20 protein-coding genes are annotated in these 22,416 nt (G+C 64.5%); 1 reads left to right on the forward strand and 19 read right to left on the reverse strand.

Annotated features, from left to right (window positions below; all coding sequences use genetic code 11):
* Nucleotides 1-2: 2 nt before the first annotated feature.
* The 13 genes from VL15_RS19470 to VL15_RS19530 form a co-directional block, all read right to left on the reverse strand.
* Nucleotides 3-473, reverse strand: coding sequence for a F0F1 ATP synthase subunit B (locus VL15_RS19470; protein WP_048247917.1), 471 nt, complete (start codon nucleotides 471-473; stop codon nucleotides 3-5).
* A 127-nt stretch (nucleotides 474-600) separates the two neighbouring features.
* Nucleotides 601-870, reverse strand: coding sequence for a F0F1 ATP synthase subunit C (atpE, locus tag VL15_RS19475; protein WP_025990054.1), 270 nt, complete (start codon nucleotides 868-870; stop codon nucleotides 601-603).
* Between the two features lie 78 nt (nucleotides 871-948).
* Entirely contained in the window at nucleotides 949-1,800 is an 852-nt protein-coding gene (gene atpB, locus VL15_RS19480; protein ID WP_048247918.1) for a F0F1 ATP synthase subunit A, read from the reverse strand.
* 113 nt (nucleotides 1,801-1,913) lie between these two features.
* On the reverse strand, nucleotides 1,914-2,450 hold the full coding sequence (locus tag VL15_RS19485) for an ATP synthase subunit I (protein ID WP_048247920.1): 537 nt from the start codon (nucleotides 2,448-2,450) through the stop codon (nucleotides 1,914-1,916).
* Between the two features lie 564 nt (nucleotides 2,451-3,014).
* Complete coding sequence (locus tag VL15_RS19490) at nucleotides 3,015-4,145, reverse strand: SLC13 family permease (RefSeq protein WP_048247921.1); 1,131 nt, start codon at nucleotides 4,143-4,145, stop codon at nucleotides 3,015-3,017.
* A gap of 10 nt (nucleotides 4,146-4,155) precedes the next feature.
* Entirely contained in the window at nucleotides 4,156-5,049 is an 894-nt protein-coding gene (locus tag VL15_RS19495) for a ParB/RepB/Spo0J family partition protein (protein WP_048248019.1), read from the reverse strand.
* 31 nt (nucleotides 5,050-5,080) lie between these two features.
* Nucleotides 5,081-5,860, reverse strand: a complete 780-nt coding sequence (locus VL15_RS19500; protein WP_048247923.1) for a ParA family protein — start codon at nucleotides 5,858-5,860, stop codon at nucleotides 5,081-5,083.
* 50 nt (nucleotides 5,861-5,910) lie between these two features.
* Entirely contained in the window at nucleotides 5,911-6,597 is a 687-nt protein-coding gene (gene rsmG, locus VL15_RS19505; RefSeq protein ID WP_048247924.1) for a 16S rRNA (guanine(527)-N(7))-methyltransferase RsmG, read from the reverse strand.
* Nucleotides 6,594-8,564, reverse strand: coding sequence for a tRNA uridine-5-carboxymethylaminomethyl(34) synthesis enzyme MnmG (gene mnmG, locus VL15_RS19510; protein ID WP_048247926.1), 1,971 nt, complete (start codon nucleotides 8,562-8,564; stop codon nucleotides 6,594-6,596). The genes rsmG and mnmG overlap by 4 nt, the downstream gene beginning before the upstream one ends.
* A 594-nt stretch (nucleotides 8,565-9,158) precedes the next feature.
* Complete coding sequence (locus VL15_RS19515) at nucleotides 9,159-9,914, reverse strand: ABC transporter ATP-binding protein (protein ID WP_048247928.1); 756 nt, start codon at nucleotides 9,912-9,914, stop codon at nucleotides 9,159-9,161.
* Entirely contained in the window at nucleotides 9,914-11,698 is a 1,785-nt protein-coding gene (locus VL15_RS19520; RefSeq protein ID WP_053077676.1) for an ABC transporter permease subunit, read from the reverse strand. Before VL15_RS19520 ends, VL15_RS19515 begins: the two co-directional genes overlap by 1 nt.
* 4 nt (nucleotides 11,699-11,702) lie before the next feature.
* Entirely contained in the window at nucleotides 11,703-12,758 is a 1,056-nt protein-coding gene (locus VL15_RS19525) for a branched-chain amino acid ABC transporter permease (protein ID WP_048247930.1), read from the reverse strand.
* Nucleotides 12,759-12,957: 199 nt separating this feature from the next.
* Entirely contained in the window at nucleotides 12,958-14,115 is a 1,158-nt protein-coding gene (locus VL15_RS19530; RefSeq protein ID WP_048247932.1) for an ABC transporter substrate-binding protein, read from the reverse strand.
* Between the two features lie 228 nt (nucleotides 14,116-14,343).
* On the opposite strand from VL15_RS19530, the gene VL15_RS40345 reads away from it, so the two are divergent.
* Nucleotides 14,344-14,742, forward strand: coding sequence for a hypothetical protein (locus tag VL15_RS40345; protein WP_155420260.1), 399 nt, complete (start codon nucleotides 14,344-14,346; stop codon nucleotides 14,740-14,742).
* A 494-nt stretch (nucleotides 14,743-15,236) separates the two neighbouring features.
* Here the strand turns inward: VL15_RS40345 and VL15_RS19535 are convergent, their stop codons facing one another.
* The 6 genes from VL15_RS19535 to VL15_RS19560 all read right to left on the reverse strand — a co-directional run bounded on the left by VL15_RS19535 (nucleotide 15,237) and on the right by VL15_RS19560 (nucleotide 22,168).
* Entirely contained in the window at nucleotides 15,237-16,211 is a 975-nt protein-coding gene (locus tag VL15_RS19535) for a branched-chain amino acid ABC transporter permease (protein WP_048247934.1), read from the reverse strand.
* Nucleotides 16,211-17,095 carry a branched-chain amino acid ABC transporter permease gene (locus tag VL15_RS19540; protein ID WP_031397096.1) on the reverse strand — a complete coding sequence of 295 codons (885 nt, stop codon included), beginning with the start codon at nucleotides 17,093-17,095 and terminating at the stop codon, nucleotides 16,211-16,213. Before VL15_RS19540 ends, VL15_RS19535 begins: the two co-directional genes overlap by 1 nt.
* A 128-nt stretch (nucleotides 17,096-17,223) precedes the next feature.
* Nucleotides 17,224-18,423 carry an ABC transporter substrate-binding protein gene (locus tag VL15_RS19545; protein ID WP_048247936.1) on the reverse strand — a complete coding sequence of 400 codons (1,200 nt, stop codon included), beginning with the start codon at nucleotides 18,421-18,423 and terminating at the stop codon, nucleotides 17,224-17,226.
* 78 nt (nucleotides 18,424-18,501) lie between these two features.
* Nucleotides 18,502-19,257: an ABC transporter ATP-binding protein gene (locus tag VL15_RS19550; RefSeq protein ID WP_048247938.1), complete on the reverse strand. Its 756-nt coding sequence runs from the start codon at nucleotides 19,255-19,257 to the stop codon at nucleotides 18,502-18,504.
* Nucleotides 19,254-20,033, reverse strand: coding sequence for an ABC transporter ATP-binding protein (locus VL15_RS19555; RefSeq protein ID WP_021160426.1), 780 nt, complete (start codon nucleotides 20,031-20,033; stop codon nucleotides 19,254-19,256). Before VL15_RS19555 ends, VL15_RS19550 begins: the two co-directional genes overlap by 4 nt.
* A 449-nt stretch (nucleotides 20,034-20,482) precedes the next feature.
* Nucleotides 20,483-22,168 (reverse strand): GMC family oxidoreductase, encoded by a 1,686-nt coding sequence (locus VL15_RS19560; protein ID WP_048247940.1) that lies wholly within the window; start codon nucleotides 22,166-22,168, stop codon nucleotides 20,483-20,485.
* Nucleotides 22,169-22,416 lie beyond the last annotated feature (248 nt).

The following is a 22,416-nucleotide window of genomic DNA, read 5'->3' on the forward strand; positions in this document are numbered from 1 at the left end:
GATCAGAGCTCGGCTTTCAGTTGATTCAGCAGTTCGGCGTGGGCCGTTTGATCGACTTCGCGCTTCAGGATCTGCTCGGCGCCCTTGACCGCCAGCGTGGCGACTTCGCCGCGCAGCGTTTCACGCGCCTTCACGATTTGCTGATCCGCGTCCGCCTTCGCCTGAGCGATGATGCGGGCGGCTTCGGCATGGGCTTGAGCCTTGATTTCTTCGGCAACGGCCTGCGCGCGCTTTTCAGCGTCGGCAATGCGTTGTTGACCGTCGTTACGGGCCTGCGCGAGTTCCTGGTCGACGCGCTTGTGCGCCGCTGCGAGTTCCGCCTGACCCTTTTCCGCGGCCGAGAGGCCATCGGCAATTTTCTTCGAGCGCTCGTCGAGGGCGTTGATCAACGGCGGCCACACGAACTTCATCGTGAACCACGCGAGGATCAGGAACACGACCATTTGCGCAAACAGGGTTGCGTTAAGATTCACGGTGTTTCCTTATCTGCTATTCCGGAAATTGAAACGAGGAGGAGCGCGTCGAATGTGAATTCGATTGGCGCTCGTCATCCGTTCCACCCTGCGCCGGCGATCGCTGGCGCAAATCTTCCGAGGAACCTTAGCCTGCGAGCTTCGACAGGAGCGGGTTCGCGAATGCAAACAGCATTGCCACGCCGACACCGATCAGGAACGCCGCATCGATCAGACCAGCCAGCAGGAACATCTTCGTTTGCAGCGGGTTGATCAGCTCGGGCTGACGCGCGCATGCTTCGATGTACTTGCCACCCATCAGACCAATACCGATACAGGCGCCGATCGCACCGAGGCCGATGATGATACCGATACCGATAGCGGTCAGACCTTGGATGTTGGCGATGAAAGCTTGCATGATCACTCCTTTGTGAAAAGACTTGGAACTGGAATTAAAAGAAAAACTAAAAACAAACCTGCTTGATTGTCCGGCTGCTTAGTGCGATTCGTGAGCCTGGCCGAGATACACCAGCGTCAGCATCATGAAAATGAACGCTTGCAGCAAAACAATCAGGATGTGGAAGACCGCCCAGATGCTGCCCGCGAGGATGTGGCCGATGAAGCCGAGCACCGACGCGTCCGCGCCGAAACCCCACATGCTGCCGAGCAACGCGATCAGCAGGAACAGCAGTTCGCCTGCGTACATGTTGCCGAACAGCCGCATGCCGAGCGACACGGTCTTGGCGACATATTCAACGATGTTCAGGCCTAGGTTCGGGATCCACAGCAGCGGATGCGCACCGAACGGAGCCGACACGAGTTCATGCACGAAGCCGCCCGCGCCCTTGATCTTGATGCTGTAGTAGATCATCAGCACGAAGACGCCAAGTGCAATGCCGAGCGTGCCGTTCAGGTCGGCCGTCGGGACGATGCGATGATGCGGGATGACTTCCGACAGGCCCAGCAGACCGATCACGCGGCCCGGCAGGTCGACGGGGAGAAAGTCGAGGGAGTTCATCAGCGCGACCCAGATGAACACGGTCAGCGCGAGCGGAGCAATGAAGGTACGATTGCCGTGAACGACCGCTTTCGACTGGTCTTCCACCATCTCGACGATCATTTCGATCATGCACTGGAAACGACCCGGCACGCCCGGCGTAGCCTTGCGGGCAGCCATGTACAGGATGAGGATCGTAACGAGACCGCAGACGATCGACCAGAACAGCGTGTCGAGATTCCAGACGTGAATATCGAAAATCGACGTCTGATGCGCGGTGGAGAAATTCTGCAAGTGGTGCGCAATGTACTCGGACGGATCCAGAGCACGCGAGCCTTCGCTGGTTGCCATAATCGTTAGTGCCACCCAAATTGTCGAAAATCGGTCTATCCGCTTCGCCGCAACAATTTATTGCGGGAACGCGCCTGCGCATGTTCCTGTCGAACTGCGCAAGGTCTCACAGCCTATCGCCAGGCCAACGCAATCCAGTACGTTTTCAGCACGAGCAAGTACGTAATGAGCAACGGCACCCAGTGCACACCGGGGTACCACACGGCGATCGCCACGAACAGCGCGATCGTCGCACCCATCTTGAGTACTTCGCCGACCACCCAACCCATCACGGTGTCGGCACCGCCTCGCCTCAAACGCGCCGCAAACAATGCGCTCGGCACCCAGCCAATCGCTCCGCCCAGAAATGCAGATTGCGCAGCGGCGCCCGGCGGCTTCGAGGAAAACAGCCACCACGCCAGCGTTGCAACTAAGGACAAGACCACTTGCGCGATCACCACCCGGTAGGGCGTGACCCGCGAGGGTCGGCTTACATCCGGCCCGAACAGCGTTTCCGCTTCGGCCCGCGTAAGCGGAACGATTGTTGTGTCGTCTTGCTGCTCGGCATCCCAATCGTCGTCGGCTACGTGCCGCGTCTCGACAACCGGTGCGGTATTGCGGTGTGCGCTGTGCTTGTCGTGCCCATTGTTCGGCTCCTCCTGACCCGCCATCGCAACCTTCCGCAAAATCCCAATCCGCCCCAATCTTTCCGAAAGCTTTCGGGGGTGCCTAGCTAACAAATCCGGGCGATTGTAAGCGATAGTTGCAGGTGATTCAAGGCTTTAGACGCGACAAAAATCTGCGTAAAACGTCGCCTCATCATGTGAAAAACGGGCGAACCGACGACGTACGATGACAGTTGTAAGGTCGGTTTTTCGCGCAGGTATTTCTTGCCGGGAAAAATGCGTCGACGATGCAATGGCGCGCAAACGATGCTGGGCGCGCGTGTCGGTGATGCGGTGCGATCCCCGCGAGAAATTCGCCGCGGCGCAGCCGGCTGGAATCGTCCTGTGCGACGCACCGGAACAAGCAAGACGCGACAACCGATCCGCCGCACCCGATGTGCGAAATTCGATCGGACGCTGGTGCGTCGATCCATCCAATCAGTTGTCATGCCACCACAGACGATCGACTGTGGATGACCGCACTTATCAACAGCCCCGCAACCACCGCGAACGCTGTGCCCCTACCCCGCCACCCGAACGGCGCGCCTGTGCCGCACACGCCCGCATCGCTCAGCCGTGCACGAGCAGCCACGCACCCAGTGCCGCGCTCGCGAGCGCGAACGGAATCGAGACGAGGTGGAACGGCAGCCACATGCGCGGCTCCTTCGCGAGACGCACCGCGATCAGGTTCGCGAGCGAACCGATCGCGAAACCGAAGCCGCCGACCGATACGCCGAATGCAAGCGCGCGCCAGTCGCGCGTGAATTCGGACAGCAGGATGGCCGCCGGCACGTTGCTGATCCCCTGCGACAGCACGGCGCCGGCCGCAAAGACACGCAGCGGCGAATCGAGCTGGGCGCGCGCAATCGCGTCATGGATGGCGGGCAGCGCAGCCGCGCTGCGCAGCACGATGAACATCAGCACGAAAATCAGCAGCAGCAGCCAGTCGATCCTGAGGACTGCATCACGTTTTACGACGAGCAGCATGATCGCGACCGCGACCAGACCCGGCAGCGGATGGTGCGCATCGGCGAGCAGCACGAACGCGGCGAACAGTACCGCGGCGATCAACGCATGCATGCGCTGCACCGGAAGTGCGACAACGTCGCCCGACAGGTCGAGCGGCTTCGCGCGAAACGCGCACGCGGTCAGCGCGAGCAGCAGCACCATCAACGCGATCGCGAGCGGCCCGAGCGTGACCACGAAGTGGCCGAACGACACGCCGCTCAATTGCCACAGGAAAAGGTTCTGGGGATTGCCGAGCGGCGTCGCGACGGACCCCGCATTGACGGCCAGCGCGACGACGATCACGAGCCGCCGGAACGGCAGCGGCGTCAGCGCACGCAGCGACACCATCAACGGCACGACGACGAACAGCGCGACGTCGTTGGTGAGCCACATCGACAGCACCGCGGCGAACACGACGAGCAGCATCGCGAGCCCGCGCTCGGAGTGCACGTGATGCACGATACGATGCGCGAGCCACATCAGGCAGCCGGACAACTCGAGCGCCTTGGTCAGTATCAGCAGGCCCGCGAGCGTCGCGACCGTCTGCCAGTCGACAAGACCAGCCAGCACGGAAAATGGTTGCGGACGCACCCATTGCAGCACGATCAGGCCAAGCGCGAGCACCGATAGTACCGGCTCCTGCGCAAGCCATCCGAGCCACCGGCGCGGCGCCGATGCGCCCGTCTTCTCCATCGGCAACCCGTTACTCTTCGGTCGCCACGTTGCCGCGCAGCCGCGCGAGAATACCCTCGAGCGAGTCGAGGCTGCCGAAGTCGATCATCACCTGCCCTCGCCCGCGGCGGCCGAGCTTGATCTTCACCGTCGACGCGAGCAAGTCGGACAACTCCTCTTCGAGACGGCGCGTATCGCGGCCGCCGTCGTCCTTCGCGCGCGCCTTCACGGTCGGCGCTTCCTTCGTCGTGTGCGCGACGAGCTTCTCGGTCTCACGCACCGACATGCGCTTGTTGACGACCTGATGGGCGAGCGTGATCTGCGTTGCCGCATCGACGGCGAGCAGCGCGCGCGCATGCCCCATGTCGAGATCGCCGGCCAGCAGCATCGTCTGCACCGGCGACGCGAGGTTCAGCAGACGCAGCAGGTTCGACACCGCGCTGCGCGAGCGGCCGACCGATTCGGCCGCCTGCTCGTGCGTGAAACCGAACTCGTCGAGCAAGCGCTGGATACCATGCGCTTCTTCAAGCGGGTTCAGATCCTCGCGCTGGATGTTCTCGATCAGCGCCATCGCCGCGGCGGCCTGATCGGACACGTCCTTCACGAGCACCGGCACTTCGTCGAGGCCGGCCAGGCGCGCCGCGCGGAAGCGCCGCTCACCCGCGATGATCTCGTATTTGTCTGATGAAATAGGCCGTACCAGGATCGGCTGCATCACGCCCTGTGCGCGGATGCTTGCCGCCAGCTCCTGCAGGCTGCCTTCGTCCATCCGCGTCCGCGGCTGGTACTTGCCGGCCTGCAGCTTGCCGAGCGCGAGCGTGTTCGGCGCCCCTTCGATCTTCACCGCTTCGGTGATATCGGCACTGCCACCAAGCAGCGCTTCGAGGCCACGTCCCAAGCCCTTCTTCTTTGGTACCGCGTTCATGTCTTTCTTCCTCGCTTCGCTCATGTCCGGATCACGACACCTCGAACGCGCGGACGCGTTCGATCATCTCGGCACCGAACTGGAGATACGCTTGCGCACCGCGCGAGCTGCGGTCGAACACGACGCCCGGCAGCCCGTAGCTCGGCGCTTCCGCCAGGCGCACGTTGCGCGGAATCACCGCGTCGAACACCTTGTCGCCGAAGTGCGCTTTCAGTTGATCGGAGACTTGCTGCTGCAGCGTAATGCGCGGATCGAACATCACGCGCAGCAAGCCGATGATCTTCAGGTCGCGGTTCATGTTCGCGTGAACCTGCTTGATCGTGTTGACGAGGTCCGACAACCCCTCCAGCGCGAAGTACTCGCACTGCATCGGGATCACGACGCCATGCGCCGCGCATAGTCCGTTCAGCGTCAGCAGCGACAACGTCGGCGGGCAATCGATCAGCACGAAATCGTAGTCGTCGGCGACGGACTCGAGCGCGGCCTTCAGCCGGCGCTCGCGGTTGTCGATGCTGATCAGTTCGATCTCGGCACCGGACAGCTCGCGGTTCGCGGGCAGCACGTCATAGGTGACGCCTTCCGGGCGCACACGTGCGTCGGTCACCGACACACCGTCGATCAGTACTTCGTACACGGTCGATTCGCACGCGGCCTTGTCGATCCCGCTACCCATCGTCGCGTTGCCCTGCGGGTCGAGATCGATCAGCAGGACTCGTTGCTCCTGCGCTGCAAGGCTTGCGGCGAGATTGACCGATGTCGTCGTCTTGCCGACGCCCCCCTTCTGGTTTGCAACGCAGAAGATCTTTGCCATCGTAGGTGTGTTCCTCTTACTTCAAACAATCGGCGCGCTACAACGCGCCTTCAATTCGCTTCGTCGACGGCCACTTCGATCAGATGCCGTTCGGCATCGAGCATCGGCACCGCCAGCCGCATCGTCTGCTTTACGCGGCTGCCTTCCGGCAACCGTGCAATCTCGTCGTCCGGGTGTACGCCCTTCATCGCCCAGATCGATCCGCCCTGCGCAACCAGATGTCGAGCAAGTTTAACGAAGTCGGACAGATCAGCGAAGGCGCGAGAGACGATCATGTCGAATTTTTCCGGCACTTCGACACCCGGCTGCAGCGATTCGACCCGCCCGGTGACTACCGACAGGTTCGCGAGCTTCAGCTCCGCACGCATTTGCGTCTGGAATGCAGACTTCTTCTGCACGATATCGTTCAGCGTGACCTGCCAGTCCGGCTCGACGATCGCCAGCACGATACCCGGTAACCCGCCCCCCGAACCGACGTCGAGCACGCGGGCCGATGCACGGCCGCGCAGATGCGGGACGATGGAAAGCGAATCGAGGATGTGCTGAATCAGCATCTGCTTCGGGTCGCGGATCGCAGTCAGGTTGTAGACCGCGTTCCATTTGCCGAGCAGCGCGACATAGTCGAGCAGCTGGTCGCGTTGTGCATCCGTCAGCGAGATGTCGAGCGCAGTCGTGCCGTCGACGAGCATCTGTTCCAGTACGTCCCGATTAACCGCCGGCGCGCGACGCGCCGTCATTGTTGCGTCGGGACGGCACCGTCCCCCTGCTCCGTTGCCTCTGCGGCAGTGCCATTACGACGTCCCAGGCCGCGGCGCTTCAGGTGCACCATCAGCAGCGAGATGGCCGCCGGCGTGACGCCCGAGATGCGCGACGCCTGCCCGATCGTTTCCGGTCGGAACTCGTTGAGCTTCTGGCTCACCTCGAACGACAGGCCGCGAACTTCGCGGTAATCGATGCCGTCCGGCAGGCGTGTGTTCTCGTTCGCATCGTTGCGTTCGATCTCGGATGCCTGGCGCTCGATATAACCCTGATACTTGATGCCGATCTCGACCTGTTCCTTGATCTGCTCGAGCATCACCGGATCGTCAGCCAGCGGCTCCGCGGGGCCGCATTCGCCACCCTTCAAGCCGCATACGCCGTCGTAGCTGATCCCCGGGCGGCGCAGCAACTCGGCGAGGCTGTATTCGTGATCGATCGCCTTGCCGAGCAGCGCGGTTGCCTCTTCCGGCGGCAGCGTCTTCGGCGTGACCCACGTCGACTTCAGGCGTTCGGTTTCACGTGAAACAGCGTCGCGCTTTCGGCTGAATGCATCCCAGCGCGCGTCGTCGACGAGCCCCAGTTCGCGACCCATCTCGGTCAGGCGCATGTCGGCGTTGTCTTCACGCAGGCTCAGACGATACTCGGCACGACTCGTGAACATCCGGTACGGCTCGGCCACACCACGCGTCACCAGGTCGTCGACCAGCACGCCCAGATAGGCCTGGTCGCGACGCGGGCACCATGCGTCCTTCTCCTGCACGTAGCGGCCCGCATTGAGGCCGGCCAGCAGGCCCTGCGCCGCCGCTTCTTCATAGCCGGTCGTCCCGTTGATCTGGCCCGCAAAGAACAGCCCGTTGATCGCTTTCGTCTCGAGCGACGCCTTCAGCGCGCGCGGGTCGAAGTAGTCGTACTCGATTGCGTAGCCGGGGCGCAGGATGTGCGCGTTCTCGAGGCCGCGCATCGAATGCACGAGCTCGAGCTGGACGTCGAACGGCAGGCTCGTCGAGATCCCGTTCGGGTAGAACTCGTTGGTCGTCAGCCCTTCCGGCTCGAGGAAGATCTGATGCGATTCCTTCGATGCAAACCGGTGGATCTTGTCCTCGATCGACGGGCAATAACGCGGCCCGACGCCTTCGATCACGCCTGTATACATAGGCGAACGGTCGAGGCCGCCGCGAATGATGTCGTGCGTGCGCTCGTTCGTGTGCGTAACCCAGCACGGCAACTGCTGCGGATGCTGCTCCGCACGGCCCAGGAACGAGAACACGGGGATCGGATCGAGGTCGCCCGGCTGCTCGTCCAGCTTCGAGAAGTCGATCGTACGGCCGTCGATACGCGGCGGCGTACCGGTCTTCAGGCGGCCCTGCGGCAGCTTCAGCTCCTTCAGGCGCGACGACAGCGACACGGCCGCCGGATCGCCCGCACGGCCGCCCGTGTAGTTGTTCAGGCCGACGTGGATCTTGCCGTCGAGGAACGTGCCGGCGGTCAGCACAACCGCGCGCGCGCGGAAGCGGATGCCGATCTGCGTGACGGCGCCCACCACACGGTCGCCTTCGACCATCAGGTCGTCGACAGCCTGCTGGAACAGCCACAGGTTCGGCTGGTTTTCGAGCCGGTGGCGGATCGCGGCCTTGTACAGGATGCGATCGGCCTGCGCCCGCGTCGCGCGCACGGCCGGGCCTTTCGACGAATTGAGGATCCGAAACTGAATACCACTCTCGTCCGTCGCGGCTGCCATCGCGCCGCCCAGCGCATCGACTTCCTTGACCAGATGGCCTTTGCCAATGCCGCCGATCGACGGATTGCAGCTCATCTGCCCGAGTGTTTCGATGTTGTGGGTCAGCAGCAGTGTCTTCGCGCCCATTCGGGCGGACGCCAGCGCTGCTTCCGTGCCGGCGTGACCGCCACCGACGACGATGACGTCAAATTCTGTGGGAAAAAGCATGGTGGGATTCCGTACGCAGGACTGCGCACGAACCTATCTGAGAAATGTATGGGCGGAATTATAGCGGGTTCGCTTTTCACCCGAAGGCCGTCCGAATGGTAGGGTCTGTGCATTTCGTCGATTTTTCGACGGAAGACAGGCGAATTCGCGGGGTTAGGCCTGCTCCGGCAATGTTCTCGGTCAGTTCGCCGCACATCGCAGCGGCTGTGCAAAGACCGCCGCATCGGGAAAGCAGCACGAGGAACACATGCAGCAATCAAAGCCTGTGGCCGACGCGGCACCCTGTGCCTGCCGCGCCCGCCCTCGTCCTCACAGAATTCCCAGCTATTGATCCGGCACTTATCCACCGAGAACCAGCACATCGTTGGTCTGTGCAGAAATCAATGCGCCATGAACTTGACCAGTGGCGCTAGACCCAGGATCACCCGTCACGCTGTGCACGGCTTATCCGCCAGCACCGCACAGAACTTCCGACTATTCGCCCGATACTTATCCCCCGGCCTCGGGCCTTCGAGGCATCGCCCGATCCTCCAAACAAAAACGGCGTGTTTCACGTGAAACACGCCGCCCGTTTCCCGCCAACCACTCGAACAATCAGGCCGTCTTCTTCGCCAGCCCGAGGTACGTCTCGATCACGCGCGGATTCTGCGCGAGTTCGGCTGCCGGCCCTTCCAGCGCAAACTCGCCCGTCTCCAGCACATAACCGTAGTCGGAGATCTGCAACGCGGCCCGTGCATTCTGCTCGATCAGCAACGTCGCAACGCCCGTACCGCGCAACGCACTGATGATATGAAAGATCTCCTTCACGATCAGCGGCGCCAACCCGAGGCTCGGCTCGTCGAGCATCAGCAGGTCAGGTTTGCCCATCAGCGCTCGCCCGACCGCAAGCATCTGCCGCTCACCGCCCGACAGCGTGCCGGCCGCCTGCTTGCGCCGCTCCTTCAGCCGCGGAAACAGCGCGAACACGTGATCGAGCTGGTCCAGGAAGTTCGCCTCCCCGGCCCGCTTGCGCCGATACGCGCCCAGCACGAGGTTGTCCTCGACCGTCATCGTGCTGAACAGCTCGCGCTTTTCCGGGACGAGGCACATCCCGCGTGCGACGCGCTGCTCGACCGGCAATGCGCCGACGTCGTTGCCGCGATACACGACCGCGCCCGACGCATGTCCGGTCACCGGCAGCGCCCCCATGATCGCGTTCAGCAGCGTCGATTTGCCGGCGCCGTTCGGGCCGATCACGCTGACGATCTGCCCCGCGCCGACCTTGATCGCCGCGCCGTGCAGCGCCTCCACCTTCCCGTACCGGACCGCCAGCCCGCGCACTTCGAGAATCGGCATCGTCGTGTCCGTCATCACTCCACCCCGCCCAGATACGCTTCGAGCACCGCCGGATCCTGCTGCACGTCCTGCGGCAGCCCTTCCGCGATCCGCGTGCCGAATTCCATCACCACCAGCCGATCGGTGAGGTTCATCACGAAATCCATGTCATGTTCCACAAGCAACACGCTCATGCCTTCCGCCTTCAGCCGCCGCAACAGGTCGGCGAGTTGCTGCTTCTCCTGGTAACGCAACCCGGCGGCTGGCTCGTCGAGCAACAGCAGTGTCGGATCGCAGCACAGCGCCCGCGCGATTTCGAGTATCCGCTGCTGCCCCAACGCGAGGCTGCCTGCTTCGTCGTACATGTGCTTTTCGAGCCCGACGCGGCGGATCTGGCGCGCGGCTTCAGCCAGCAACTGCGCCTCCTCGTGTGCATTGAGCCGCGCGATGCTGCGCCAGACACCCGTATGGCCGCGCAGATGCGCGCCGATCGCGACGTTCTCGAGCACCGTCATCGCCGGCAACAGCTTCACGTGCTGGAACGTGCGGCCGATGCCGCGGCGGACGATCTGGCGCGACGTGAGTCCGTCGATACGCTCGCCGCGGAACGTGATCGTGCCGCTCGTCGGCTTCAGTACGCCTGTGACGAGATTGAACGTGGTCGACTTGCCGGCGCCGTTCGGGCCGATCAGCCCGATGATCTGCCCCGCCTTCACGTCGAAGCTGACATCGTTGACGGCCACGAGCCCGCCGAACTGCTTGCGTGCGTTGTCGACGACGAGCAGCGGCTCGCCGGTCGCGGGCTTCGCACGCTGCGGCAACGGATCGGCGTGCGCGGGCACATGTGCGCGTGGCCCGCGCGGGAACAGCCTCGCGACGAACGGCCATACGCCCTGGCGCGCGTACTGCAGCAGCAGCACCATCAGCACGCCGAACACGATGATCTCGAAGTTGCCTTCCGAGCCGAGCAGCTTCGGCAGCAGCGTCTGCAGGTAATCCTGCAGCACGGTGAGGATCGCCGCGCCGAGCACCGCGCCCCACACGTGCGACACGCCGCCGACCACGGCCATGAACAGGAATTCGATCCCGTGGTTCAGGCCGAACGGGGTCGGATTCACCGCACGCTGCAGGTGCGCGTAAAGGAAACCCGACACGGCCGCGAGCACGGCCGCGTAGACAAAGATCACGACGCGCATCCACGCGGTGTTCACGCCCATCGCCTCGGCCATCACGCCGCCGCCGCGCAGCGCGCGGATCGCGCGGCCCGGGCGGCTGTTCAGCAGGTTCTGCACCGACACGATCGCGGCCAGCACGACGGCCCAGATCAGGAAGTACAGGCTGCGGCCGCTTTCGAGCGCGATGCCGAACAGGTTCAGCGCCGGAATCCCGTTGATCCCGTCGTACTTGCCGAGCAGTTCGAGGTTGCCGAACAGGTAGAACAGCGCGAGGCCCCACGCGATCGTGCCGAGCGGCAGGAAGTGCCCGGACAGCCGCATCGTGACCGCGCCGAGCACGAGCGCGACGAGCGCCGTCAGCACGACACCGACGATCAGCGCGAGCCACGGCGACACGCCGTACCGCGTCGTCAGGAACGCGGTCGCATACGCGCCGATACCGACGAACGCGGCCTGCCCGAAGCTGGTCATCCCACCGACGCCCGTCAGCAGCACGAGCCCGATCGCGACAATCGCATAGAGGCCGATGTAGTTCAGCAGCGTGATCCAGTACTCGGGCACCTGCAGCACGCCCGGCAACACCGGCAGCGAGAACAGCACCACGAGAAACACCCAGAAGGTCTTGTTGCGTACCATCGTCTTCATCGTGTCACTCCTCTTCCTCTTCCGCGTGCGGCGTCGCGAAGCTCCGCCACAGCAGCACCGGAATGATCAGCGTGAACACGATCACCTCCTTGTATGCGCTCGCCCAGAACGACGAATACGATTCGAGCACGCCGACGAGCAGCGACCCGGCGGCCGCGAGCGGATAGCTGACGAGCCCGCCGATGATCGCGCCGACGAAGCCCTTCAGGCCGATCAGGAAGCCCGAGTCGTAGTAGATCGTCGTCAGCGGGCCGACGAGGATGCCGGACAGCACGCCGAGCCCCGCCGCGAACGTAAACGCGAGCCGCCCTGCGTCGGTCGTGCCGATGCCGACGAGCTGCGCGCCGAGCCGGTTCACCGACGTCGCGCGCAGCGCCTTGCCCGCGATCGTGCGGCCGAAGTACACGTAGAGCGCGCCGATCAGCACGAGTGCGGTGACGACGACCAGGATGCTCTGCGCCGACACCGTCATGCTGCCGATCGACAGCGATGCATCCGAGAACCCGTTGGTGCGCGAGCCTTCCGCGCCGAACATCACGAGCCCGAGGCCGACCATCGCGAAATGGACGGCGACCGACACGATCAGCAGCAGCAGCGTCGTGCCTTCGGCGATCGGCTGGTACACGAGCCGGTAGACGAACGGCCCCATCGGCACGACGATCGCAAGCGTCAGCGCGATCTGCGCGAGCATCGGCAACGGCTGCGCGGCAACACTGTGCGTAATCGCGAACACCGCGAGCGGCAGCAGGATGTAGCGGCTGCCGAGCGTCGCGAGCGTGCGGCCGAGCTGATGGCGGCGTTCGCGATGCCGGATCAGGCCGCCGACTTCGAGCAGGAAGCATGCGATGCCCATCACGAACAGCAGCCAGCAGGTGGCGGGAAATTTCTGCGCCTGCAACGCTGCAAGCGTCAGCGCACCGTAGGCGACGAATTCGCCCTGGGGAATGAAGATCACCCGCGTGACGGAAAACACCAGCACGAGCGCCAGCGACAGCAATGCATAAATGGCGCCGGTCGTGATGCCGTCTTGCGCGAGGATCGCCGCAATCGAGAAATCCATACGTTTCGTGTATCGAGAATGTTGCGGAGAAACGGCGACGGGAACGGCCGGGGTGCACGGACCGCAAGATCGGCGCGTCAGGCGCCACGCGGCGTACCCGGTGGTTCCATGCGGCACGGGCGCCGCCCGTCAGGCCCGGCGCCCTGCCGACGGCGCGCGCGGCACCGTTCGCGCCGCGCACGCCGGTTTCACGTGATGCTTACTCGGCCTGCAACTTCCACTTGCCGTCGACGATCTGCACCATCACGCGCGCACGCGTGTCGAAGCCGTTGTGATCGGTCGGCGTCATGTTGATCACGCCGTGCGACACCGGTAGATCCTTCACGCTTTCGAGCGACGCGCGCAGCGCTTCGCGGAACGCTTCCGTGCCCGGCTGGCCCTTCTTCAGCGCCTCGGGAATCGCACGCTGCAGCAGCAGCCCCGCATCCCATGCATGGCCACCGAACGTCGCCAGCGAGCCCGCGCCGTAGGCCTTCTCGTACGCGGCCTTGTACCCGAGCGCCGGCTTCTTCACCGGATTCGAATCGGGCAGCTGGTCGGTCACGAGCACCGGGCCGGCCGGCAGGATCTCGCCTTCGCAATCCTTGCCGCACACGCGCAGGAAGTCGTTGTTCGCGACGCCATGCGTCTGGTACACCTTGCCCTTGTAGCCGCGCTCCTTCAGCGTCTTGGCCGGCAGCGCCGCCGGCGTGCCGGACCCGGCGATCAGCACCGCATCGGGATTCGAGCCCATCAGCTTCAGCACCTGCCCCATCACCGACGCGTCGGTACGGTTGAAGCGCTCGTTCGACACGACCTTCAGGCCGTTCTTCGCGGCCGCCGCGTTGAACGTGTTGTACCAGCTGTCGCCGTACGCATCGGCGAAGCCGATGAAGCCGACCGTCTTCACGCCGTGCTTCGCCATGTAACCGGCGATCGCGTCCGCCATCAGCTGGTCGTTCTGCGGCACCTTGAACATCCACGCACGCTTCGCGTCCATCGGCGCAATGATCTGCGCGCTCGCCGCGAGCGAAATCGTCGGCGTCTTGCCCTGCGACACGGGGTCGAGCATCGCGAGCGAGTTCGGCGTGACGGACGAGCCGATGATCGCGTCGACGTGGTCCTCGTCGATCAGCTTGCGTACGTTCTGCACCGCGCGGCTCGTGTCGGATGCATCGTCGAGCACGATGTACTGCACGCTCTTGCCCGCGATTTCCTTCGGCAGCAGCGCGATCGTGTTCTTTTCCGGAATCCCGAGCGATGCGGCCGGCCCGGTGGCCGACAGCGTCACGCCGATCTTCACCTGCGCCGACGCCGTTGCCGCCGCGCACACGAGGCCCGCGGCAAGCACGGCCTCCATCCATCGATTCATCTTCATTTACGTTGTCTCCAAACGCTGCTCGAAAAAGCCACGGGTCGCTCGGGCGGCTCCCGGTCCCCAAAACAAGTTAATAATTTAACTATCTCGCCTTACCGCGCCTACGCTCGTTTTCCCGTGAAGCATCGCGTGCGCGACAGCGCCCGGTCGGGACCCCGCACGCGCGCGCCGGATACCGCCCGGAGCGGTCGTTCGACCGCCACGATGCGCAGCGGCAGTGTCGTCAGGATGAAGGAAGCGAAGAAATGCGGAATCGTGCGGGCGATCGATGCGTACGCAACGATGGTCGGAAGGTGCGTCGATCCGGCCTGGTTCGGCCTGATACGCGAGCGGCAAACGATCGAAAAACCGGCAGCTCATGCGGATGCCAACGCGGCTGCGGATACGGATGCGAACGCAACGACCCGGAATCGCGACGGAACGCCCATACAGGCTGCAGAACGGCCCGGGAAAGCCGCGATGGCACCACTCGCACCCCACGACGAACGAGCAGCGCCAGCCGCCCTTCCTGCCCCGATCCAACGTCCCGCGCTTCTCATCCAACCGTACTCCCTCTTCTGCATTCTGCTTGTAGGAGAACTGCCGACCGATATTCCCGACCGCACGGTCGGCGAAAGCCAAGTGTAACGGACGCTTTTCGCGCACGCCAACCGGGTAAGCCCGGACGGTATGCGCATGGCTGCGCGTCGTCTGCGAATGGATTGCGGAGAATGGAAAAGCGGAGGGACGCGGTGAAGCGCGGAAAATGCGCGGCGCGAACGGTAGCGTGGAACACGGCAATGGCGCCGCTCGATGCACCATCGACGCAAATTCGTGCACGCAAATGAAAAAGCGCTGTTGGATTCCGTCCAACAGCGCTTTGGGGTCCGGGCACTTTGTGCCTCGATTGTCTCCTCGTTCTCCACCTGCAAATTCGTTTCGCGGTGCATCAGAACTAGGACGAAGATTAAAGGACCTTTCACCGAGCGACAACTTAGCATTTACCCCTATGGTGCATCGCCGCACGAAAATGGGGCACCAGTCTGCCGCGCGGCGCCGGCCCGAGCCCGCTGCGGCACCCTTCCGAAGCGTGCCGGATGGTGCTTCGCATCAACGTGCACGCGACGCGTGCGGACCCGCGCTCAGGATGCCCTGAGCGGCTTGATCCGCGCGACCATTTCGCCGACGATGCCGCGCCGGAATGCCAGCACGCATGCGATGAAAATCAGCCCCGTGACGATCGTCGCCGATTCGCCGAGCGAGTGGAACCACGCAACGCCCGTCGTCGACGCGAGCCATTCGCCGATGTCGCCGAGCCGGTCTTCCAGCGCGACGATCAGCGCGGCCCCCAGCAGCGGTCCGAACAGCGTGCCCATCCCGCCGACGAGCGTCATCAGCACGACGAGGCCCGACATCGTCCAGTACGCATCGGAGAGCGTCTCGAAGCCCAGCACGAGCACCTTCAGCGAGCCCGCCAGCCCCGCGAGCCCGGCCGACAGGATGAACGCGAGCAGCTTGAAGCGATCGGTGTCGTAGCCGAGCGAGATCGCGCGCGCTTCGTTCTCCTTGATCGCGACGAGCACCTGGCCGAACGGCGAATGGACGACCCGCACGATGAACGCGCACGCGGCGACCACCACCGCCAGCACGACGTAGTACAGCGCGACGTCGTTCGACAGGTCGAGCAGCCCGAACAGGTGGCCGCGCGGCACGCCCTGCAGGCCGTCCTCGCCGTGCGTGAACGGCGCCTGCAGGTAGATGAAGTAGACCATCTGTGCGAACGCGAGCGTGATCATCGCGAAGTAGATGCCTTGCCGGCGGATCGCGAACAGCCCGACGACGAGCCCGAGCAGCGTCGCGGCGACGGTGCCCGCGAGCACGCCGAGTTCCGGCGTGAAACCGAGCGTCTGTATCGAATAACCGGTCGCGTAGCCGGCGGTCGCGAGGAACATCGCATGGCCGAACGACAGCAGCCCCGTATAGCCGATCAGCAGGTTGAACGCGGCCGCGAACAGCGCGAACGTGAGCACCTTCATCACGAACACCGGATACGCGCCGATGAACGGTGCCGCGAGCAGTGCGGCGAGCAGCGCGCCGTAGAGCACTTTTCTCTGCATCATTTTTCCTTGCCGAAGAGGCCCGCCGGGCGAAACAGCAGCACGATCGCCATGATCACGAACACGACGGTGGCCGACGCTTCGGGATAGAACACGCGCGTGAAGCCCTCGATCACGCCGAGCAGCAGGCCCGTGACGATCGAGCCGAGGATCGAACCCATCCCGCCGATCACGACCACCGCGAACACGGTGATGATCATCGGCTGGCCCATCAGCGGCGAGACCTGGATCACCGGCGCGGCCAGCACGCCCGCGAACGCGGCGAGCGCGACGCCGAAGCCGTAGGTGAGCGTGATCATCATCGGCACGTTCACGCCGAACGCCTCGACCAGCTTCGGGTTCTCGGTGCCCGCGCGCAGGTAGGCGCCCAGGCGCGTCTTCTCGATCACGAACCACGTCGCAAGGCACACCGCGAGCGATGCGACGACGACCCACGCACGGTAGTTCGGCAGGAACATGAAGCCGAGGTTGGTTGCGCCGGAAAGCTGCGACGGCACGTCGTACGGCTGGCCGGACGAACCGTAGATCGACCGGAACACGCCTTCGACGACCAGCGTGAGGCCGAACGTGAGCAGCAGCCCGTACAGGTGATCGAGCTTGTACAGCCAGCGCAGCATCGAGCGCTCGATCACGATCCCGAACGCGCCGACGACCAGCGGCGCCAGCACCAGCATCGCCCAGTACGGCAGCCCGAAATACGACAGGCCCATCCACGCGAGCATCGCGCCCAGCATGAACAACGCGCCGTGCGCGAAGTTGATCACGTTGAGCAGCCCGAAGATCACCGCGAGCCCGAGGCTCAGGATCGCGTAGAACGAGCCGTTGACGAGCCCGAGCAGCAACTGGCTCAGCATCGCCGGCAACGGAATGCCAAAGATTTCCATCGACTTAGCCGTCAGAATGAGTTTCGTTGCGTGCGCAACCTTCATGCATTGCGCACGCGGGCGGCGCAGCGGGCACATCGCCGCAGCCGCCACTGCGCGGCGCGCCCGCGCGCGCCGCTACGTTTCGCTTACTTCCACAGCGCGCAGCGCGTCTCCTGCCTGGTCCCGAACGCCTGCTCGCCCGGAATCGTCGCGAGCACCTTGTAGTAGTCCCACGGCTCCTTCGATTCCGACGGCTTCTTCACTTCCATCAGGTACATGTCGTGGATCATGCTGCCGTCCGTGCGGATGTAGCCCTTCGCGTAGAAGTCGTTGATCTTGATCTTCTTCAGCTCGGCCATCACCTTGTCGGAATCGGTCGTACCGGCGGCCTGGACCGCCTTCAGGTAGGTCGTCACCGACGAGTAGTCGGCCGCCTGCAGGCTCGACGGCATCTTCTTCATCTTGCCGAAGTAGCGCTGCGCCCACTGGCGCGACGCCGCGTCGCGATTCCAGTACCAGCTGTCGGTCAGCACGAGGCCCTGCGTCGTCTCGAGGCCCAGGCTGTGCACGTCGTCGATGAACATCAGCAGCGCGGCAAGCTTCATCGTCTTCGTGATGCCGAACTCCTTCGCGGCCTTGATCGAGTTGATCGTGTCGCCGCCCGCGTTAGCGAGGCCGAGGATCTGCGCCTTCGACGCTTGCGCCTGCAACAGGAACGACGAGAAGTCCGACGCGGACAGCGGGTGACGCACCGTGCCGAGCACCTGGCCGCCGTTCGCCTTCACGACATCCGACGTGTTCTTCTCGAGCGCCTTGCCGAACGCATAGTCGGCGGTCAGGAAGAACCAGCTCTTGCCGCCCTGCTTCACCACCGCCGAACCGGTGCCCTTCGCGAGCGCCATCGTGTCGTACGCGTAGTGAACGGTGTACGGCGTGCATTGCTCGTTGGTCAGCGTGTCGGCCCCCGCGCCGATGTTGATGTAGACCTTCTTCTTCTCGCCCGCGACCTGGTTCATCGACAGCGCCGTCGCCGAGTTCGTGCCGCCGACCAGCAGGTCGAGCCCGCCGCGATCCATCCATTCGCGCGCCTTCGACGCGGCGATGTCGGCCTTGTTCTGGTGATCGGCATAGACGACCTCGATCGGCTTGCCGAGCACCTTGCCGCCGAAGTCGGCGACCGCCATGCGGATCGCCTCGAGGCCGCCCTGCCCGTCGATGTCCGCGTAAAGCCCCGACATGTCGGTGATGAAGCCGATCTTCACGGTATCCGCGGCTTGGGCGGCGCCGGCAGTGAACGCGGCGGTCGCGAGCGCGAGACAAGCGTGTGCGAGGGTCTTCATTTTCATTGACGTCTCCTTGTTGTTCTGATGCGTTGTGGTTGTTCGAGGGCCGCCACGGCTAGCGGCAAAAGATACGGGGCGGCGTCACACCCCGAGCAGGTCGTGCAGGGTCGGCATCTTGCCTTCCAGTTCGGACGCACGGAAATGCTCGACGATGGTGCCGTGCTCCATCACGTAGAAGCGGTCGGCGAGCGGCGCGGCGAAGCGGAAATTCTGTTCGACCATCACGATCGTGTAGCCGCGCGCCTTCAGCGCGACGATCATCCGTGCGAGCGTCTGCACGATAACCGGCGCGAGGCCTTCGGAAATTTCGTCGAGCAACAGCAGGCTCGCGCCGGTGCGCAGGATCCGCGCGACCGCGAGCATCTGCTGTTCGCCGCCGGACAGCCGCGTGCCCTGGCTCTGCCGGCGCGACGCGAGGTTCGGGAACATCGCGTAGATCTCGTCGAGCGACATCGCATGCTCGCGCGGCCCGATCGGCGGCGGCAGCATCAGGTTCTCCTCGCACGACAGGCTCGAGAAGATCCCGCGTTCCTCCGGGCAGTAGCCGACGCCGAAATGCGCGATGCGGTGCGTCGCGAGGCCGATCGTCTCGTTGCCCGCGACCTTGATCGACCCGCTGCGGCGGCCCGTGAGGCCCATGATCGCGCGCAGCGTCGTCGTGCGGCCCGCGCCGTTGCGGCCGAGCAGCGTGACGACCTCGCCGCGGTGCACCGTCAGGTCGACACCGTGCAATATGTGGGATTCCCCGTACCAGGCCTCCAGGCCCGTGATCTCCAGCGCGGGCGTACCGCTCTCGACGCCGCTCAATTCGCGTTCCTCCCGTTCGCTGTGCTTCATGCGTGCGCCCCCGCGAGCGCTGCGTCGGCGCTGCCCATGTAGGCCTCGATGACGAGCGGATTCTTCGACACCTCCGCATACGAGCCTTCGGCCAGCACCTCGCCGCGTTGCAGGACGGTGATCGTGTCGGAGATGCCCGCGATCACGTTCATGTTGTGCTCGACCATCAGGATCGTGCGGCCGCTCGCGACCTTCTTGATCAGCGCGGTCACGCGGTCGACGTCCTCGTGGCCCATCCCCTGCGTGGGCTCGTCGAGCAACATCAATTCGGGTTCCATCGCGAGCGTCGTCGCGATCTCCAGCGCGCGCTTGCGGCCGTATGCAAGCTCGACAGTCGGTACCTGCGCGAAATCGGTGAGGCCGACCTGCGTGAGCAGGTCCATTGCGCGATCGTCGAGCCGCTTCAGCGTGCGTTCGCTGCGCCAGAAATGGAATTCGGTGCCGAGCGCGCGTTGCAGGCCGATGCGCACGTTCTGCAGCGCGGTCAGGTGCGGGAACACGGCCGAGATCTGGAACGAACGGATGATGCCGCGCCGCGCAACCTGCGCGGGCCGCTCGTCGGTGATGTCGATCCCGTTGAAGACGATCTGGCCGGCCGTCGGTGTCAGGAACTTGGTGAGGAGGTTGAAGCAGGTCGTCTTGCCCGCGCCGTTGGGCCCGATCAGCGCATGGATCGCGCCGCGACGCACACGCAGGTTGACGCCGTTTACGGCGGTGAAACCCCTGAATTCCTTTGTCAGTCCGCGTGTTTCCAGAATCGTGTCGCCGAGAATCATGTTCCCTTCCGTACGAAGTCAGGCGAAGCACCGGGAAGCGTGGCGCAAGCGCCCGCGAACAGGTCAGCGGATCAGCCGGCTGCCCCCGGGCGCCGTGGTACGCCTCGAGGGTGGTCTCCCGCGCCGACGCGTATGCACATTGCGCAACATTGTCGCGCCGTTGGTGCAGTGCAATCATCGGGATTTGCACTTATAGGGCTGGCCGCCATGCCGCATGGGTTGTGCACGGTTTTTCGCCACGCTTTTTTGACACGTGCATCATCGTCCGTTGACCATCCGCACGGCCCTGCACGCGCGCAACGAAAAAAGCCGCGCAACCGCGCGGCTTGCATGGAACTTGCCGTTCGAACCGCCGCAATCGACACGAGCGACGCAACGGCAGCTTGTTTCGCATATCGAATCAGCGGACGCCATCATGACGGCCCGCTGTCGCGCGCGTCAGCGTTCCGTCACGCGGCCGTCACCGCCGCGTCGGTTCGCACCGTCGTCGCTTCGCGCGCCGCGCGGCGATCGGCACGGATCATGTCGCTCGCGCGCTCGGCGATCATCAGCGTCGGCGAATTGGTGTTGCCCGATGTAATGAACGGCATCACCGATGCATCGACGATCCGCAGCCCGGCGATGCCGCGCACGCACAGCCGGCTGTCGACGACCGCGCGTTCGTCTTCGGCACGCCCCATCCGGCAGGTGCCGACCGGATGGAAGATCGTCGTGCCGACGGCGCCGGCCGCCTCGATCAGCTCGGCCTCGGTCCGGTACTGCGCGCCCGGCAGGATTTCCTCGGGACGATAGCGCGCGAGTGCCGGCGCCGACGCGATCCGGCGCGTGAGCCGCAGCGCGTTCGCGGCGACATGGCGATCGTGCTCAGTCGACAGATAGTTCGGCGCGATCGCGGGTGCCATGCCCGGATCGGCGCTCGCGATATGCACGCTGCCGCGCGACGTCGGCCGCAGATGGCAGACGGACGCCGTAAACGCGTTGAAGCTGTGCAGCGGCTCGCCGAAGCGATCGAGTGACAGCGGCTGCACGTGGTATTCGAGATCGGGCCGCGTGAGCGCGGGATCGTCGGGATCGGATTTCGCGAACGCGCCGAGCTGCGACGGCGCCATCGACATCGGCCCGCGCTGCAGCAGCGCATATTCCGCGCCGATCATCAGCTTGCCCCACCAGTGCGCGGACAGCGTGTTGAGCGTACGCACGCCTTCGACGCGAAACGCCATCCGCAATTGCAGGTGATCCTGCAGGTTTTCGCCGACGCCGGGCAGATCCTGCACGACGTCGATGCCGAGCGCCTGCAGCCGCCGGCCGCAGCCGACGCCCGACAGTTCGAGCAGTTGCGGCGAATTCACTGCGCCGGACGTCAGCAGCACTTCCGCGCTCGCCCGCGCGACGTAATCGGTGCCGCCGCCGTGATATTCGACGCCGACCGCGCGCCGCCCTTCGAAGATCACGCGCTGCGCCTGCGCGCCGGTGATCACGGTCAGATTCGGGCGCGCCATCGCGGGCCGCAGGAACGCCTTCGACGTATTCCAGCGCACGCCGCGCTTCTGGTTCACCTCGAAATAGCCGACCCCCGAATTGTCGCCGCGATTGAAATCGTCGGTCGCCGGGATGCCTGTCTGCTGCGCGGCCTGCGCGAACGATTCGAGGATCTCCCAGCGCAGCCGCTGCTTCTCGACGCGCCAGTAGCCGCCCGCGCCGTGCGCGTCGCTCGCGCCCGCGTGGTGATCCTCGCTGCGCTTGAAGATCGGCAGCACGCTGTCCCACGACCAGCCGGCGTCGCCTGTTTCCTGCGCCCAGCTGTCGTAATCCTCGCGCTGGCCGCGCATGTAGATCATGCCGTTGATCGACGAGCAGCCGCCGAGCACGCGACCGCGCGGATACGACAGTGCGCGGCCGTTGAGCGCCGCTTCGGGCTGCGTCTTGTACAGCCAGTCGGTGCGCGGGTTGCCGATGCAATACAGATAACCGACCGGGATGTGGATCCAGTGATAGTCGTCCTTGCCGCCCGCTTCGAGGAGCAGCACGCGGATGTCGGGATCCTCGGTCAGGCGGTTCGCGAGCACGCAGCCCGCGGTGCCCGCGCCGACGATCACGTAATCGAATTCGCCTTCGAGCGTGCGTTGAGTAGTCACTTGTTTGTCTCCTGTCGGTCCGAGTTAGTGCTTCAGCACTTACTCGGACCCCATGGCGTGGTTGGGTGGAGTTAGCGCTTCAGCGCTTACTCCACCCCCACGGCGGTCGGCCCGAGTTAGCGCTTCAGCGCTTACTCGGACCCCATGGCGTGGTTGGATAGAGTTACCGCCTCAGCCCTTCCTCCGGCCCATCCAAATCTCGTTGTTGTGTGCCGCGCATCAATTCCAGCATAGTGCGTCGCGCGCCG

Source organism: Burkholderia cepacia (assembly GCF_001039005.1).
Classification (GTDB): Bacteria; Pseudomonadota; Gammaproteobacteria; order Burkholderiales; family Burkholderiaceae; genus Burkholderia; species Burkholderia theae.